The sequence below is a fragment of the Streptomyces sp. CMB-StM0423 genome (assembly GCF_002847285.1).
GTDB lineage: Bacteria > Actinomycetota > Actinomycetes > Streptomycetales > Streptomycetaceae > Streptomyces.
Genome location: NZ_CP025407.1, coordinates 6,241,253 through 6,256,338, shown reverse-complemented (window position 1 = coordinate 6,256,338; position 15,086 = coordinate 6,241,253). Strand labels below are relative to the sequence as shown.

Sequence of the window (15,086 nt, the reverse complement as noted above, 5' to 3'; positions counted from 1 at the left end):
GCGCATGACTTCGAGTGAGCAGAACACCCCGCCCGCCCGTAAGGACCCGTGGGCGCTGCCCGACGTCTCCGGTCTGGTCGTCGGCGTGCTGGGCGGCACCGGCGACCAGGGCCGCGGGCTGGCCTACCGGCTGGCGCGGGCCGGGCAGCGGGTCGTCATCGGCTCCCGGAAGGCGGAGCGGGCCGAGGCGGCGGCGGCCGGGCTGGGCAACGGCGTCGAGGGCGCGGAGAACGCGGAGTGCGCGCGGCGCAGCGACGTGGTGATCGTCGCGGTGCCGTGGGAGGGACACGAGGCGACGGTGACGGCGCTGCGCGCGGAACTGGCGGGCAAGCTCGTCGTGGACTGCGTGAACCCGCTGGGGTTCGACAAGAAGGGCGCGTACCCGATCCGGCCCGCCGAGGGCAGCGCGGCCGAGCAGGCGGCGGCGCTGCTGCCGGAGTCGCGGGTGGCGGCGGCGTTCCACCACCTGTCGGCGGTGCTGCTCCAGGACCCGGAGGTGGAGCGGATCGAGACGGACGTGATGGTGCTGGGCGAGGCCCGGGAGGACACGGACACCGTGCAGGCCCTGGCCGGGCTGATCCCGGGGATGCGCGGCGTGTACGCGGGCCGGCTGCGCAACGCGCACCAGGTCGAGGCGATGGTGGCCAACCTGATCTCGGTCAACCGCCGCTACCGCGCGCACGCCGGGGTGCGGCTGACCGACGTCTGACGGGCGGCCGGGAGGCATCGCGAGGGCCGGCCGGCGGGCGTCCTGACGGCCAGTCGGCAGGCGTCCCGAGCGACGTCCGGGGGCGGTGCGGGGCGGGTAGGGCGTGGGGGCACAATGGACCCGCACGCCATACCCCGAGGAGCCCGCCCCCATGCCGTCCGAGCCCCACAAGACCCCCTCGTTGCTCGCGCAGGCCGACCGGCTCGCCGTCTTCACCGCCGTCGTGTGCGTGCTGTCGGTGGCCGCGGCCGTGGTGTCGTTCGCGAAGGGCTACTGGATCGGGGCGGTCTGGGTGCTGCTGGCCGGGCTCTCATCGAACATGACGTGGTTCTACGTACGCCGCGCGCGGCTGGCCCGCGCCCAGGACCCCGCCCAGGACCGCGGCCAGGACCGCGGCCAGGACCGGAACGAGGGCCCGGCGAGCTAGCCGGGCGGCGCCCGGGTCAGGCCGTACGGCGGCGGCCCCAGCCGAAGAAGTACACGGCCGCGCCGAGCGAGACGGCGAAGACGCCGCTTGCGGTGATCGCGGGCCAGGCGTCGTCGCCACGGACGGCCGGGGCGCCCGGGGAGCCCATCGCGGGCGCGCGGCCGGGGTTCTTGCCGTCGCCGGTGGTGTGCGGCGCGTCTTCCTGTACGGGGACGGAGGCGGCGGCCCGCGGCGCGGCGGGCAGCGCCACCGCCTCGGCGGGGGCGGTGACGGCCGCCCAGAGCAGCGGCGCAGCGAGGCCGGTGAGCAGCAGGCGGCGGCCGGATTGTCCGGGGGGCATGCGGGGTTCCTCTCCACGGGGCCGGCGGGGGCCGACAGGGGCCGCCGACGGGGGTGTCTTTCCGCCAGCGTCCGCGCGGCCCCGCCCGGTGCCGTGTCGGCACGACGGCGGGCACTCGCATGCAGTTAATAAGATCACCGCATCGGCGCATCCTCCGCGCCGGGAGTGCCCGCCGCCCCCGCGGGCTCAGTGGAAGGTGTGCTCCTCGGCCGGGAACGCCGCCGCGCCGACGTCCTCGGCGAAGGCCCTGGCCGCGTCGCCGAGGCTCTGCCGCAGTTGCGCGTACTGCTTGACGAAGCGCGGCATCCTGCCGCCGGTCAGCCCCGCCATGTCGGTCCAGACGAGCACCTGCGCGTCGGTGTCGGGGCCCGCGCCGATGCCGATCGTCGGGATCTCCAGCGAGCGCGTCACCTCGGCGGCCAGTTCCGCCGGCACCAGCTCCAGCACCACCGCGAACGCGCCCGCCTCCTGCGCCGCCTTCGCGTCGCGCACCAGCCGGTGCGCGTCCTCGTCGGAGCGGCCCTGGACGCGGTAGCCCATGGCGTTGACGGACTGCGGGGTGAGCCCGAGGTGGGACATCACGGGGATGCCGGACTCCACCAGCAACTCGGTCTGGCGCAGCGACCGCTCGCCGCCCTCCAGCTTCACCGCGCCCACGCCGGCGTCCTTGACCAGCCGCGTCGCCGAGCGGAGCGCCTGGACCGGGCCTTCCTGGTACGAGCCGAAGGGCAGGTCGCCGACGACCAGGGCGCGCCGGGTGCCGCGTACCACCGCGGCGGAGAGCATCGTCATCTCGTCCAGGGTCACCGGCACGGTCGTGTCGTAGCCGAGGTGGACGTTGCCCATGGAGTCGCCGACCAGCAGCACCGGGATACCGGCCTCGTCGAAGATGCCGGCGGTGGTCGAGTCGTACGCGGTCAGCATGGGCCACTTCTCGCCGCGCCGCTTGGCGCCGGCCAGGTCCCGGACCGTCACCCGGCGGCCGCTGTTGCCCCCGTCCCCGCCGTACAGCGCCGGGGCGGAATCGGCCCCGCCGGGCGTCTTGCGGGCATGCGAAACGTGCGTCATCGCAAACGCTCCTTCGTCATCTCGAGGCGCCCTTACGGCGTCCCCGGACCACTTCCATGCTGGCACGCCGCGACGGCGAAGGACACCCCGGCCCCGCCACCTGTGCGCAAGGTCGCACGCCCCCGCGTGTCGGGCCTTTGACCTGCGCTTACCCTCTTGACCGCGCCTTTGCGGGGGCTTTGTGTTACGGAACGGCGCCGTCTCGGAATGCAGGCTAGCGTGGATTTCATGGACACCGCGCACCAGATCCCCCCGGCCGTCCACCGGCGCCGCTGGCCCATCCTCGGCGTCCTCGTCTTCAGCCTGCTCGTCGTCGTCCTCGACAACTCCATCCTCAACGTCGCGATGAAGACGATCGCCACCCCCGCCCCCACCGGCCTCGGCGCCAGCCAGAGCGAGCTGGAGTGGGCGATCGACGCGTACACCCTGGCCTTCGCGGGCCTGCTCTTCACCGCGGGCGTCCTGGGCGACCGGCTGGGGCGCAAGCGGGTGCTGCTGGGGGGCATGGTCGTCTTCGGGGTGGGCTCGGTGCTCGCCGCGTTCTCCAGCAGCCCGGCGGAGCTGATCGCCTTCCGCACCCTGATGGGGATGGGCGGCGCGTTCGTGCTGCCCGCCACGCTGGCGATCATCGTGAACGTCTTCGAGCGCGACGAGCAGCCCCGGGCCATCGGCATCTGGGCCGGCTCCGTGGGCCTGGCCATCGCCATCGGGCCGATCACCGGCGGGCTGCTCCTTGAGCACTTCTGGTGGGGCTCGGTCTTCCTGGTCAACGTGCCGATCATCAGCGTCGCGCTGATCGGCATGGTGCTGCTGGTCCCCGACTCCAAGGACCCGAACCCCGGCCGGCTCGACCCCACCGGGGTACTGCTGTCCATCGCCGGCCTGGTGCTGATCGTCTACGGCGTGGTCCGGGGCGGCCAGCGCGCCGACTTCAGCGCCCCGGAGGTCTGGGGCGCGATCCTCGTCGGCGCGGTCGTCATCGGGCTCTTCGTCTGGTACGAGCGCCGCAGCCGGCACCCGGCGCTCGACATCCGGTGGTTCCGCAACCCGCGCTTCTCGGCCTCGGTCGCCGTCATCGGCCTGGTGTTCTTCGCGCTCATGGGCGTGACGTTCTTCATGGTCTTCTACATCCAGAGCGTGCGCGGCCTGTCGCCGCTGGACTCCGGGCTGCTCCTGCTGCCGCTGGCCGTCGCGCAGTTGATCTTCGCGCCGCGGTCCCGGCTGGTCGTCGACCGGTTCGGCGCCCGGGCGGTGTGCACGGTGGCCATGCTCGGCATCGCGGCCGCCTTCGCCGGCTTCCTGCTGCTGGACGAGACGTCGCCGCTGTGGATCCTGGAGGTGCTGTTCTTCGTCATGGGCACCGCGATGGCGCACGTCATGCCGCCGGCCACCACCGCGATCATGCAGTCGCTGCCGCGCGAGAAGGCCGGCGCGGGGTCCTCGGTCAACAACACCTTCCGGCAGGTCGGCGGTGCCCTCGGGGTCGCCGTGCTCGGCTCGCTGCTGTCGTCGGTCTACCGCGGCAAGGTGACCCTGCCGGCGGGGGCGCCGAGCGCGGCGGGCGAGTCCATCGAGGCCACCCGCGCCTTCGCGCAGAAGGCGGGCGCCGCCGGGAAGAAGCTGATCCCGGAGGCCAACCGCGCGTTCATCGACGCGATGCACGCGACGTCGCTGGCGGCGGCGGGGACGGCGGTGCTGGGCGCGGTGGTGGCCGCCGTGTTCATGCCCGCCAAGGACCGGGCCGGGCAGGAGCCGGCGCACGACAGGGAGAATGAACCTTCCACGCGGAAGAAGTAGCGGCGGACGAAGGGCAGGCGGACGGCACGGTGGCTCTCAGGGAGCGGCACGGGGAAGGCGACGGGCGGCGGCAGGACGCGCCGTACGGGGACCGCACGCGTACCGGCGTACGGGACGAGGCGTCCGCCTCCGTCGAGCCGCCCGCCCCGGCCGCCCCCGGCGAGGCCGGCAGGCCGCCGGGACCGCCGCGGCCGCGGCGCGGCCGGCCGCGCCGCCAGGCCGTCGAACGCGCCATCGCCGACGCCGTGCTCCGCCTGGTCGACGGGGGCGTCTCGGCCGCCGAACTGTCCGTCGAGCGCATCGCCCGTACCGCGGGCGTCGGCAAGGCCACGATCTACCGCCGCTGGCCCGGCAAGGACGAACTGCTGGCCGACGTGCTCGCCACGGTGGCGGGTCCGCCGCCGAGCCCGCGCGGCGGGTCCGTACGCGACGACCTCGTCGCGCTCGTGGACTTCCTCCGCACCCACGCCCTCGACCGGCGCTCCGCCGCCCTGCTGCACCTCGCCCTCACCGAGGCCGGCGCCCACCCCGCGCTCGCCCGCCGCTACCGCGAGACGGTCCTCGCGCCCCGCAGGGCCGCGGTACGCGACGTGCTGCGCCGCGGCGTCGCGAGCGGCGAACTCCGCGCCGACCTCGACCCGGAGTTGCTGACCGACCTGTTCACCGGACCCGTGCTGGCCCGCGCCGTGCTCTACCCGGGGCAGCCGCCGCCCGCGGGGCCCGCCGCGCGGATCGTCGACGCCGTGCTCGACGGGGTGCGTTCATCTGACCGATGAAATGTCCCGGTTTCGCTACGGTGACCTTCCGGCACGCCCCGTCCGCAACTCGCGGCGCCGTCCCGTTCGTCGGGTAAGGGGTAACGGGGGCAGACCGGTGAGTGCAGTGACGTGAGGAACAGCGCATGACGCACGTGGACATGGCGGAGACCGGGCGCGGCACGGGGAACACGCACGCGGCCGCCCCCGCGGAGTCACGCTCGGTGTACTGGCGCCGCCGGCTCCGCGAGGGCCTGGGCCCCGGCACCTGGCGCCGCGGCCTGGCGGTCGCCGCGCTCGCGCTGCTCGTCGGCATCGTGATGATGGGCCACGCGGCTATCCCCAACCGGGTCGGCAGCCTGGGCAGTCTGGTCGAGACTTTCCTGCCGTGGTTCGGCCTTGCCATCCCCGTGCTGCTGGTGTGCGCGCTGTGGCGGCGGTCGCTGACCGCGATCTGCGCGCTGGTGCTGCCGGTGTTCGTCTGGTTCAACCTCTTCGGCGGGCTGCTCACCGACAAGTCCGGGGGCGGCGGCGACCTCACCGTCGTCAGCCACAACGTCGCCGAGGAGAACGCCGACGCCGCGGGCACCGCGCGCAAACTGGTCGAGTCCGGGGCCGACGTGCTCGCCCTCCAGGAGGTCACGCAGGACAACAGGCCCGCGTACGAGGACGGCCTCGCGGAGGCGTACCCGTACCACGAGGTGGCGGGCACGGTCGGGGTGTGGAGCAAGTACCCGCTGTCGGACACCCGGCCCGTGGACATCCACATGGGCTGGACCCGCGCCCTGCGCACCACCGTCACCACCGACGGCGGGCGGCTCGCGCTCTACACCGCCCACCTGCCGTCCGTGCGGGTGAAGCTCGACGCCGGGTTCACCGCCAACCAGCGCGACGCGAGCGCCAACGCGCTCGGCGAGGCCATCAAGAACGAGCCGATCGACCGCGTGCTGCTCCTCGGCGACCTCAACGGCACGATGAACGACCGCGCGCTGGCGAACGTCACCTCGCAGTTGCGCTCCGCGCAGGGCGCGGCGGGCAGCGGCTTCGGCTTCAGTTGGCCGGCGGACTTCCCGATGGCGCGGATCGACCAGATCCTGCTGCGCGGCGTGCAGCCGGTCAGCTCCGACGTGCTCGGCGAGACGGGCAGCGACCACCGCCCGGTACGGGCCTCGGTGGACCTGTGACGCCGCGCCGGCGCACCCGTCGCGCCGCCGGATCGGGAAGCCCGCCGAGCCCGTGGACGTGACCCGCAGGCTCCTGAGCAGGCCAGGTTCCAGCTGCTCGGACTGCGGGGGGCCGTTCAGTCGGTGCGATGGTGTTCGGCATTGATGCGCTGGGCTTCTTCGAGTTGGTCTTCCAGGATCACGATGCGGCAGGCAGCCTCGATGGGGGTGCCCTCGTCGACGAGTTCGCGGGCACGGGCGGCGATGCGCAGTTGGTAGCGGGAGTAGCGGCGGTGGCCGCCTTTGGACCGCAGAGGGGTGATCAGGCGGTGCTCGCCGAGGGCTCGGAGGAAGCCTGGGGTGGTGCCGAGCATCTCGGCGGCCCGCCCCATGGTGTAGGCGGGGTAGTCGTCGTCGTCGAGTCGGCCGAACGAATCATCTGCTGTCATCGCACCTCTTGGTGACATACATGGAATGCGTCGAGGGGCCCTGGTGCCATCTGGCACCAGGGCCCCGAAGGAACTGCTACACCATCTGCCGGCCCTGACACGGCGCCGGCGTTCTCTTTCCGCGGACCCGGGCAGAACGCTGCCGGGGGCGCGGGGATCGCGGTTGCTTGACCGGAGACCACCTCACTATCGATGTCCTGCGGTACCCGGGCCCAGACATGTGCCCGGGCGATCCTGATGGTGTCTGGCTCCTCCGTTTCTTTCCCTCTGGAATCAATCACTTACTTACTGCTGGTGATGCCAACTTCACTTCTGTACTGCGGTACTACTCACGGCGACCCTTGATCATTGCGGGCCACCCGGTCCGGCCGTCAGTCCCGTCGCCTTCCTGCCACAAACCTGGCTTCGGAACTCCACCACCGCACCGTCCTGCCGGCCGGCAGTTCATCTCTGCCCGGCCTCTTTGATCTCTGGCTACAAGAGAAACCATACACACACCGACACCCAATGTCTACTCCAGCGAGTGGAGGTTTTCGCACCCTGGCCGGCCAGATAACCGACCTCCGACGGTGAGTCCTTTCGCTCCTCGGTCTGAGCTGGCCAGATGCAGGCTGAGGAAAGCCGGACGAATCCCGTGATCCGGGTGGTCGAGCAGCGGAGCTTTCGCAGGAGTCGCCAGGACTACGCCTTCATCGACGCCGTCCGGGCTGCCTCGGCGAGCGTCGGGGCGAGGCTGCCCGGCGGGTCGACGGCTTCGTTGATGGAGCGGCACGCGGTGGTCGTGCCGACGCCGCCTGGTTCTGATGAGTCCCGAAGAGCACCGAGCGTCAGAACCGTCATCGCCGCCGCGGCACCCGCCGCCATGCCGAAACCGCCTTGTGCACCGCCCGCGTCGACCACCCGCCCTGGCGCTACGCTCCGCTCTGCGACCTCCGTGCCTGCATCCGGCCGCACGACGGGACCGTAGGGCAACAGGTCACGAGGCACAGGTCAGCTGCCGTCAAGACATCCCCGGCCGGTAGCCGGGGCCCGCCCGCACGGCAGTGCCGACCGCTGACGTGGACGGGGCGGACTGGCGTCACGCGGTCGCCCGGAGGACCGGCTACGCCCGCTCCCGCCAGCGGTTGGTGATCGGCAGCCGGCGGTCCTTGCCGAAACCCTTCGGGGAGATCTTCGTGCCCGGCGGGTACTGCCGGCGCTTGTACTCCGCCGTGTCGACCATCCGCAACACCCGCTCCACCAGCTCCGGGTCGTACCCGCGGGCGACGATCTGCGCGCTGCCGTGGTCGCGGTCGACGTACAGCTCCAGGATCCCGTCGAGTACGTCGTAGTCCGGGAGCGAGTCGGTGTCGAGCTGGTCGGGGCGGAGTTCGGCGCTGGGCGGCTTGGAGATGGAGTTCTCCGGGATCGGCGGGATCTCGTTGCGCTCGGCGGCCGCCGCGTTGCGCCACTTCGCGAGGCGGAAGACGACCGACTTGTAGACGTCCTTGATCGGGCCGTACGCGCCGACCGAGTCGCCGTAGAGCGTCGAGTAGCCCACGGCCAGCTCGCTCTTGTTGCCGGGGGCCAGGACGAGCGGGCCCTCCTGGTTGGAGACGGCCATCAGCAGCGTGCCGCGCAGCCGGGACTGCAGGTTCTCCTCGGCGAGCCCGCTCAGCCCCAGGGACTCCATGTAGGCGTCGAACATCGGGCCGATGGGGACGCTGCGCAGGTGCAGCCCGGTGCGGCGGGCGAGTTCCGCGGCGTCGTCGCGGGAGTGCTGGGAGGAGTAGTGCGACGGCATGGAGATCCCGTACACCTGGTCCGCGCCGAGCGCGTCGCAGGCGACGGCGGCGACGAGGGACGAGTCGATGCCGCCGGAGAGGCCGACGAGGACGGAGCCGAAGCCGTTCTTCTCGACGTACGCGCGCAGCCCCGTGACCAGCGCCGTGTACATCTCCTCCTCGTCGGTGAGGCGGTCGGCGACGACCCCCGCGTACCGGCGGGGGTACGGCGCGACGGGCTCCGCCGACAGCGTCACGTGCTCGATGCGCAGCCCGTCGTCGGCGATCCCGGCGGGCGGCTGCGCCGCGGCGGCGGGCAGGTCGAGGTCGACGAGCAGGCACTCCTCGGTGAACTGCGCGGCACGCGCGACGACCTCGCCGCGCGCGTCGACGACGATCGAGTCGCCGTCGTAGACCAGCTCGTCCTGGCCGCCGGTCATCGCGACGTACGCCGTCGTGCAGCCCGCCTCCTGGGCCCGCTTGCGGACCAGGTCCAGGCGGGTGTCGTCCTTGTTCAGCTCGTACGGCGAGGCGTTGACGGTGACGAGGAGGCCGGCGCCGGCGATCCGCGCGGAGGGCACCCGGCCGCCGTCCTGCCACAGGTCCTCGCAGATGGCCAGCGCGACGTCTACGCCGGCGACGCGCACGACGGGCATGGTGTCGCCGGGGACGAAGTAGCGGAACTCGTCGAAGACGCCGTAGTTGGGCAGGTGGTGCTTGGCGAAGGTGAGGACGACCTCGCCGCGGTGCAGCACGGCCGCCGCGTCCTTGGGCGAGCCCGCGGGCTGCCCGTAGCGGTGGCGCTCGTCGCTGCGGTCGAGGTAGCCGACGAGCACGGGCGTCTCGCCCAGGCCCTCGGCGGCCAGCCGCCCGGCGAGCGCGCGCAGCGCGGCGCAGGACGCCTCGACGAAGGAGGAGCGCAGGGCCAGGTCCTCGACGGGATAGCCGGTGAGCACCATCTCGGGGAAGGCCACGAAGTGCGCGCCGCGGTCGGCCGCGTGCCGGGTCCAGCGGACGACGGCGTCGGAGTTGCCGGCGAGGTCGCCGACGGTGGCGTCGATCTGATTCAGCGCGAGGCGAAGTTGAGGCACGGACCCATTTTATCGTCTGTCTGACGCAATGCCGCGCCGGGAACCGGGCGGCCTGCGTCACAGAATGTTCGCCCAGATTTGTGATCCGGACCAGTTCACCGCTCCCGGCCGGGTGGGCATCGTGACGCGGGCACCCCTTCGCCCGTACGCGCCACCCACCCCGGACCGGGAGGACCCCCCATGGAGCGCCGCTCGTTTCTCCGCGCAGTGACCGCAGGCACCGGCGCCGTCGCCGTCACCGGCGGACTCTGGCACGCCGCCGCGACCCCGGCGGCGGCCGCGGCGGCGGACAGCCCGTACGGCCCGCTGCTGGCGCCCGACGCCAACGGACTGGCGCTGCCGCAGGGCTTCACGGGCCGCGTCGTCGCCCGCTCCACCCGCTCGGTCGGCGGCATCACGTGGCACGGCGCGCCGGACGGCGGCGCGTGCTTCGCCGACGGGGACGGCTGGATCTACGTCTCCAACTCCGAACTCCCGCTGATCGGCGGCGTCTCCGCACTCCGCTTCGGCCCGGACGGCACGGTGACGGCGGCGCGCCGCATCCTGGACGGCACGAACCTCAACTGCGCGGGCGGGGCGACGCCGTGGAACACGTGGCTGTCGTGCGAGGAGACGTACCGCGGCAAGGTGTACGAGACGGACCCGTACGGCAACCGCTCGGCGTCCTCGTACGGCGCGATGGGGCGCTTCAAGCACGAGGCGGCGGCGTGCGACACGGACCGCCGGGTCGTCTACCTCACGGAGGACGAGGACGACGGCTGCTTCTACCGCTTCACGCCGGCGTCCTGGGGAGCGTGGGGCACGCTGTCGTCGGGCCGCCTCGACGTCCTGTGCGACGCGGGCGGCGGGGCGGTGGAGTGGCGCGAGGTCCCGGACCCGGACGCGCCGTGGCCCTGGGAGCAGACCCGGGCGCAGGTCGACGAGTCGCTGCACTTCGACGGCGGCGAGGGCTGCTACTACTCGCCGCAGGCGGGCGTCTGCTACTTCACCACGAAGGGCGACAACCGCGTCTGGGCCTACGACGCGGGCGCGAACGCCCTCGCGGTGGTCTACGACGCGGACGAGCCGCTGGGCACGGTCGACAACATCACGGGCCGCGCGGGCGGCGACCTGTACGTCGCGGAGGACGGCGGCAACATGGAGATCAACATCATCACCCCCACGGGCACGGTGGCCCCGGTGGTCCGCATCGACGGCCACCCGGAGTCGGAGATCACGGGCCCGGCGTTCTCCCCGGACGGGTCGCGGCTGTACTTCTCGTCCCAGCGGGGCGAAAGCGGCTTCGTGGCAGGCACGGACGGCGTGACGTACGAGGTCAGGGGACCCTTCCGCGCGTAACCCCTGCGGGGGGCGCCGGGAGGGCGGTTGCGGGGGCGGGGGACGGAGGGGCTCTTCCAGGGCCTGTCTCTCCGGTCACGAGGGCCGGACCGGGCTGGGGCTACCCGGCTCCAGCCCAGCCGTGCTCGACCGAGCGGCGACATCGGTCGGGTTCGTCTCCCGCGCTGGTGAACAGTGCGGTCAGCACGGGCACACCGTGAGCAAGTGCCTGGTGCGGCAGGGGGCCGGTGGCGACAAGTGAGGCGAGTCCGTGGCCGATGGTCCAGCTCTGTGTTGCCAGTTCCAGCGGGTCGACCTCGCCGCGGAAGCGGTTGTTCGCTTTGGCCCGGTCGATGGCGCGGACGAGGCAGTTCAGGGTTTCGTCCGCGGCGTTGCGGCGCTGGGGGAACCGGACCTCCTGGTCGAAGTCGAAGCCACCGCGGTCATCGCATAGCCGTATCGCTGCAAGCAGGGAGCCGGGCACCGGGGCGCAGCGGCGGAAGCCGCCCGAACGCCCCCGGGGACCGGGGGCGAAGCTCCGAGCCCCGGCCGGGGCGGCCGAACACCGGCGCCGCTCCAGCCACGGGGCGACGGAGCGCCCTGGACGCGGCACCTGCGCGAACGCCGCCGCGCCTGACGCCGGGGCATCCCAGGGCCTGGGGGCGCAGCCCTCGGAGGGTCTGGGGGCGCAGCCCCCGGCCCCCCGCCGCTCCGGGGCGGGCGTCGGACCCGAAACGGTGACGTGCCCGGGTTTCGCTGCGGGGCCACGGCCGCTGCGGCAGCATCCGGGCATGGATGCCGTGCGTGTCGCGCTCTTGCGGGAAGTGCTGGCCGGGACCGAGTGGCCCGGGGCCGCGCGGCGGTTTGCCGGGGTGCTGCGGGGTGCCGTCGAGGCGCAGGGCGGTGGGTTGCTGCTCGTGGGGACCGCCGCGTACGAGCCGTGGCACCTCGCCGCCCACCTCGACGACGAAGCCGCCTGGTCCGGACTCCCCGCCCTCTCCCCCACCCTCGTACGCCACCGGGTGCCCGCCTCCGGCCCCGCCCACCTCGGCGTCGGACTCGGCCGGCTGGAGGCCGCCGGCCGCGGCGAGACCCTGCTCGTCGTCGCCCCCGACGAGCCCGGCGACGCGCTGCTGGAGCGCGTCGGTGACGCCCGCCGCGCCGGCGCCGCCGTACTCGCGCTCGACGGCGGCTCCGCCGAACTGCCCGGCCTCGCCCACGAACTGCTCACCGTCCCCGGCGACAGCGGCGACATCGACCTCGAAACCGTCCAGCACCTCGTCAGCGCCGCCGCCGGCGAGAACGGCGCCCCGCCCGCCGCCTCCGCCCGCTCCGGCTTCCGCGACCGCCTCGCCCGCCTCGCCGAAGTGCTCTCCTCCCCGCCCCCGCCCCGCTGGTAGCCCGGCCGGCGCCGCCGTAATTCCCTTGCGGCCCACCCGCCGTCCACCCGACCATGGCCCCTCGTGGCCGACGAATCCCGCGCCTACCGCGACCTCCTCCCCGACCTCGCCCCCTGGCACGCCTCGCGCGACTTCCGCCTCATGTGGGTCGCGGGCCTGATCACCGCCTTCGGCAGCTTCCTCACCTTCGTCGCCCTCCCGGTGCAGGTGAAGGAGCTGACCGGCTCCGCCCTCGCCGTCGGCGCCATCGGCACCGTCGAGCTGGTCCCGCTCATCGTCTTCGGCCTCTACGGCGGCGCCCTCGCCGACGCCATGGACAAGCGGAAGCTGATCATCTACAGCGAGGCGGGACTCGGCCTCGTCTCCGCCGTCCTGCTCGTCAACAGCCTGCTGCCCGAGCCGATGCTCTGGCCCCTGTACGTCGTCGCCGCGCTCACCAGCGCGCTGACCGGGATCCAGCGCCCGGCCCTGGACTCGATCGTCCCGCGCATCGTGCCCCACGAGCACCTGCCCGCCGCCGCCGCGCTCAACTCCCTGCGCTGGCAGCTCGGCGGCATCGCCGGCCCCGCCCTCGCCGGATTCATCGTCGCGTACGCCGGACTGCCCTGGGCGTACGCGCTGGACGCCGGGACGTTCGCCGTCTCCGTCGGGCTCGCGCTGATGCTCGCCCCCTCCCCCGCCGCCCGCGAGGCGGTGGCGCCGAGCCTGCACGCCATCGCGGAGGGCGCGCGCTACGCCTGGAACCGCAAGGAACTGCTCGGCACGTACGCCATCGACCTCGCGGCGATGTTCTTCGCCTTCCCGCTCGCGCTGTTCCCGTTCCTCGCCGACGACCTGGACGCGCCGTGGGCGCTGGGGCTGATATACGCGGCGCTGCCCGCGGGTTCGCTGCTGGTGAGCCTGACCAGCGGGTGGACCCGGCGGGTGCACCGGCACGGCCGCGCGGTGATGCTGTCCGCGGCCGGCTGGGGGCTGGCGATCACGGCGGCGGGGCTGATGCCCAACGCCTGGGCGGTGCTGTTGCTGCTCACGGTGGCGGGCGCGTTCGACATGGTCAGCGGCGTCTTCCGGGCGGCGATGTGGAACCAGACCATCCCCGACGAGCTACGCGGCCGGCTCGCCGGCATCGAGCTGCTGTCGTACTCGGTCGGCCCGGTGGCCGGGCAGTTCCGCTCCGGCGGGGTGGCCGCGCTGACGAGCGTGCGGACGTCGATCTGGTCGGGCGGGGTGATGTGCGCGGGGGCGGTGGTGCTGCTGGCGGCGTGCCTGCCGAAGCTGATGACGTACGACGCCCGCACGAACGCGCACGCGGTACGGGAACGGGACCGCCGCGCCGCCGCGGCGGCGGAGAAGACAGGGAAGACGGAGAAGACGGGGAAGGGCGGCCCGGACGGCGTACCGGCCCCGGACCCGGCGACGTAAGGCGGAGAACCGACGAGGACCCCGGCGACGGGCAACCGCCGCCGCGCCCGGCCGGACCCTCTCCGACGGCATCACCGTGCCGATCGACCGCGGGGTCGGTCGCCCCGACGGGACTCAACCGCCCGCCGCCGCGCAGCCGCCGCCCCCCTGCCCCCTCAGCGGCCCGCCCCGCCCTCGCGGTCACCCTCGTCGTTCCACCGGCTGTCCTCGTCCCACTCCTCGTTGCGCGCCTCCGCCGTCTCGATCGCCCGCGCCGCCTCCTCCGGCGTCGCGTACGGCCCGAGCCGGTTCAGGGCCCGGCACTGCGGGCCCTCCTCGACCTTCTTGTGCTCCAGGCAGTAGTACCACTCGCCCGGTTTGCCCGCCGTCTTCTTCTTGAACAGCGCCATCTCGCTCCTCACCTGGGCCGTGTCTGCGCGGTCCGCCGCCGCCCATCGTGCCCGATTCCCCGCCGATAGACTCGGATCCATGTCTGGCCAGTCGTCGCTGCTCGCGCCCGGTACTCTCTCCCCGCCGCGCGCCGTTCCCCCCGCCATCCCCCGCCCCGAGTACGTCGGGAAGAAGGGACCCGCGCCCTACACGGGGCCCGAGGTCCAGGACGCGGAGACCGTCGAGCGGATGCGTACCGCCGGGCGGATCGCCGCGCGGGCGATGGCCGCCGCCGCGGAGCACATCGCGCCCGGGGTGACGACGGATGAGCTGGACCGGGTGGTGCACGAGTACCTCTGCGACCACGGCGCGTACCCCTCCACCCTCGGCTACCGGGGCTTTCCCAAGTCGCTGTGCACCTCGGTCAACGAGGTGATCTGCCACGGCATTCCGGACTCCACCGTGCTGCACGACGGCGACATCGTGAACCTCGACGTCACCGCGTTCGTCGGCGGCGTGCACGGCGACAACAACGCCACGTACCTCGTCGGCGACGTCGACGAGACCTCCCGGCTGCTGGTCGAGCGCACCCGCGAATCGCTGAACCGCGCCATCAAGGCGGTCCGCCCGGGCCGGCAGGTCAACGTCGTCGGCCGGGTCATCGAGTCGTACGCCAAGCGCTTCGGCTACGGCGTCGTGCGCGACTTCACGGGCCACGGCGTCAACACCGCCTTCCACTCCGGCCTGATCATCCCGCACTTCGACGACCCGCGCGCCACCACGGTGATGCGGCCGGGGATGACGTTCACGATCGAGCCGATGCTGACCCTCGGGACGCACGAGTACGACATGTGGGACGACGGCTGGACGGTGGTGACCAAGGACCGCAGGCGCACGGCGCAGTTCGAGCACACGCTGGTGGTGACGGAGTCGGGTGCGGAGGTGCTGACCCTGCCGTGAGCATGCCCGGAGGGCTCCCGGGTGATACCGACACGGCGTCGGGAACCTATTGACTT

16 protein-coding genes and 1 pseudogene are annotated in these 15,086 nt (G+C 73.2%); 9 read left to right on the top strand and 8 right to left on the bottom strand.

Annotated features, from left to right (window positions below):
* Positions 1-4 precede the first annotated feature (4 nt).
* Positions 5-709 carry an NADPH-dependent F420 reductase gene (npdG, locus tag CXR04_RS27235; RefSeq protein ID WP_101424878.1) on the top strand — a complete coding sequence of 235 codons (705 nt, stop codon included), beginning with the start codon at positions 5-7 and terminating at the stop codon, positions 707-709.
* A 151-nt stretch (positions 710-860) separates the two neighbouring features.
* Positions 861-1,136: a hypothetical protein gene (locus CXR04_RS27230; protein WP_101424877.1), complete on the top strand. Its 276-nt coding sequence runs from the start codon at positions 861-863 to the stop codon at positions 1,134-1,136.
* A gap of 16 nt (positions 1,137-1,152) precedes the next feature.
* Here CXR04_RS27230 and CXR04_RS27225 read toward each other — a convergent pair whose 3' ends face one another.
* Both CXR04_RS27225 and panB read right to left on the bottom strand, forming a co-directional pair.
* Positions 1,153-1,476, bottom strand: a complete 324-nt coding sequence (locus CXR04_RS27225) for a hypothetical protein (protein WP_101424876.1) — start codon at positions 1,474-1,476, stop codon at positions 1,153-1,155.
* Positions 1,477-1,662: 186 nt separating this feature from the next.
* Positions 1,663-2,544: a 3-methyl-2-oxobutanoate hydroxymethyltransferase gene (gene panB, locus CXR04_RS27220; protein ID WP_101424875.1), complete on the bottom strand. Its 882-nt coding sequence runs from the start codon at positions 2,542-2,544 to the stop codon at positions 1,663-1,665.
* Positions 2,545-2,772: 228 nt separating this feature from the next.
* Here panB and CXR04_RS27215 point away from each other — a divergent pair, with 228 nt between their 5' ends.
* The 3 genes from CXR04_RS27215 (at position 2,773) to CXR04_RS27205 (ending at position 6,280) form a co-directional block, all read left to right on the top strand.
* The gene (locus CXR04_RS27215; protein WP_101424874.1) at positions 2,773-4,341 is read left to right on the top strand and encodes an MFS transporter; all 1,569 of its coding nucleotides are present in this window, start codon (positions 2,773-2,775) and stop codon (positions 4,339-4,341) included.
* A gap of 29 nt (positions 4,342-4,370) precedes the next feature.
* Positions 4,371-5,117, top strand: a complete 747-nt coding sequence (locus CXR04_RS27210) for a TetR/AcrR family transcriptional regulator (RefSeq protein ID WP_101424873.1) — start codon at positions 4,371-4,373, stop codon at positions 5,115-5,117.
* 125 nt (positions 5,118-5,242) lie between these two features.
* The gene (locus CXR04_RS27205; RefSeq protein WP_101424872.1) at positions 5,243-6,280 is read left to right on the top strand and encodes an endonuclease/exonuclease/phosphatase family protein; all 1,038 of its coding nucleotides are present in this window, start codon (positions 5,243-5,245) and stop codon (positions 6,278-6,280) included.
* 116 nt (positions 6,281-6,396) lie between these two features.
* Here CXR04_RS27205 and CXR04_RS27200 read toward each other — a convergent pair whose 3' ends face one another.
* The 4 genes and pseudogenes from CXR04_RS27200 to CXR04_RS27185 all read right to left on the bottom strand — a co-directional run bounded on the left by CXR04_RS27200 (position 6,397) and on the right by CXR04_RS27185 (position 9,562).
* Positions 6,397-6,708, bottom strand: coding sequence for a helix-turn-helix domain-containing protein (locus tag CXR04_RS27200; protein ID WP_101424871.1), 312 nt, complete (start codon positions 6,706-6,708; stop codon positions 6,397-6,399).
* 589 nt (positions 6,709-7,297) lie between these two features.
* Positions 7,298-7,389: pseudogene (locus CXR04_RS35340) on the bottom strand (IS5/IS1182 family transposase); the annotation flags it as partial.
* Positions 7,390-7,572 carry a hypothetical protein gene (locus tag CXR04_RS36530; RefSeq protein ID WP_199850700.1) on the bottom strand — a complete coding sequence of 61 codons (183 nt, stop codon included), beginning with the start codon at positions 7,570-7,572 and terminating at the stop codon, positions 7,390-7,392.
* A 238-nt stretch (positions 7,573-7,810) separates the two neighbouring features.
* On the bottom strand, positions 7,811-9,562 hold the full coding sequence (locus CXR04_RS27185) for an NAD+ synthase (protein WP_101424869.1): 1,752 nt from the start codon (positions 9,560-9,562) through the stop codon (positions 7,811-7,813).
* Between the two features lie 180 nt (positions 9,563-9,742).
* Here CXR04_RS27185 and CXR04_RS27180 point away from each other — a divergent pair, with 180 nt between their 5' ends.
* Positions 9,743-10,900, top strand: a complete 1,158-nt coding sequence (locus CXR04_RS27180; RefSeq protein ID WP_199850537.1) for an alkaline phosphatase PhoX — start codon at positions 9,743-9,745, stop codon at positions 10,898-10,900.
* A gap of 100 nt (positions 10,901-11,000) precedes the next feature.
* Here CXR04_RS27180 and CXR04_RS27175 read toward each other — a convergent pair whose 3' ends face one another.
* Positions 11,001-11,363, bottom strand: a complete 363-nt coding sequence (locus CXR04_RS27175; RefSeq protein ID WP_234380527.1) for a WHG domain-containing protein — start codon at positions 11,361-11,363, stop codon at positions 11,001-11,003.
* Between the two features lie 307 nt (positions 11,364-11,670).
* On the opposite strand from CXR04_RS27175, the gene CXR04_RS27165 reads away from it, so the two are divergent.
* Together CXR04_RS27165 and CXR04_RS27160 are read left to right on the top strand one after the other, a co-directional pair.
* Positions 11,671-12,279, top strand: a complete 609-nt coding sequence (locus CXR04_RS27165; RefSeq protein WP_101424867.1) for a hypothetical protein — start codon at positions 11,671-11,673, stop codon at positions 12,277-12,279.
* Positions 12,280-12,342: 63 nt separating this feature from the next.
* Positions 12,343-13,701 carry an MFS transporter gene (locus CXR04_RS27160; protein WP_101424866.1) on the top strand — a complete coding sequence of 453 codons (1,359 nt, stop codon included), beginning with the start codon at positions 12,343-12,345 and terminating at the stop codon, positions 13,699-13,701.
* Between the two features lie 155 nt (positions 13,702-13,856).
* On the opposite strand, the gene CXR04_RS27155 is transcribed toward CXR04_RS27160, so the two are convergent.
* The gene (locus CXR04_RS27155; protein ID WP_101424865.1) at positions 13,857-14,090 is read right to left on the bottom strand and encodes a hypothetical protein; all 234 of its coding nucleotides are present in this window, start codon (positions 14,088-14,090) and stop codon (positions 13,857-13,859) included.
* Between the two features lie 79 nt (positions 14,091-14,169).
* On the opposite strand from CXR04_RS27155, the gene map reads away from it, so the two are divergent.
* Positions 14,170-15,030 (top strand): type I methionyl aminopeptidase, encoded by an 861-nt coding sequence (map, locus tag CXR04_RS27150; RefSeq protein ID WP_101424864.1) that lies wholly within the window; start codon positions 14,170-14,172, stop codon positions 15,028-15,030.
* Positions 15,031-15,086 lie beyond the last annotated feature (56 nt).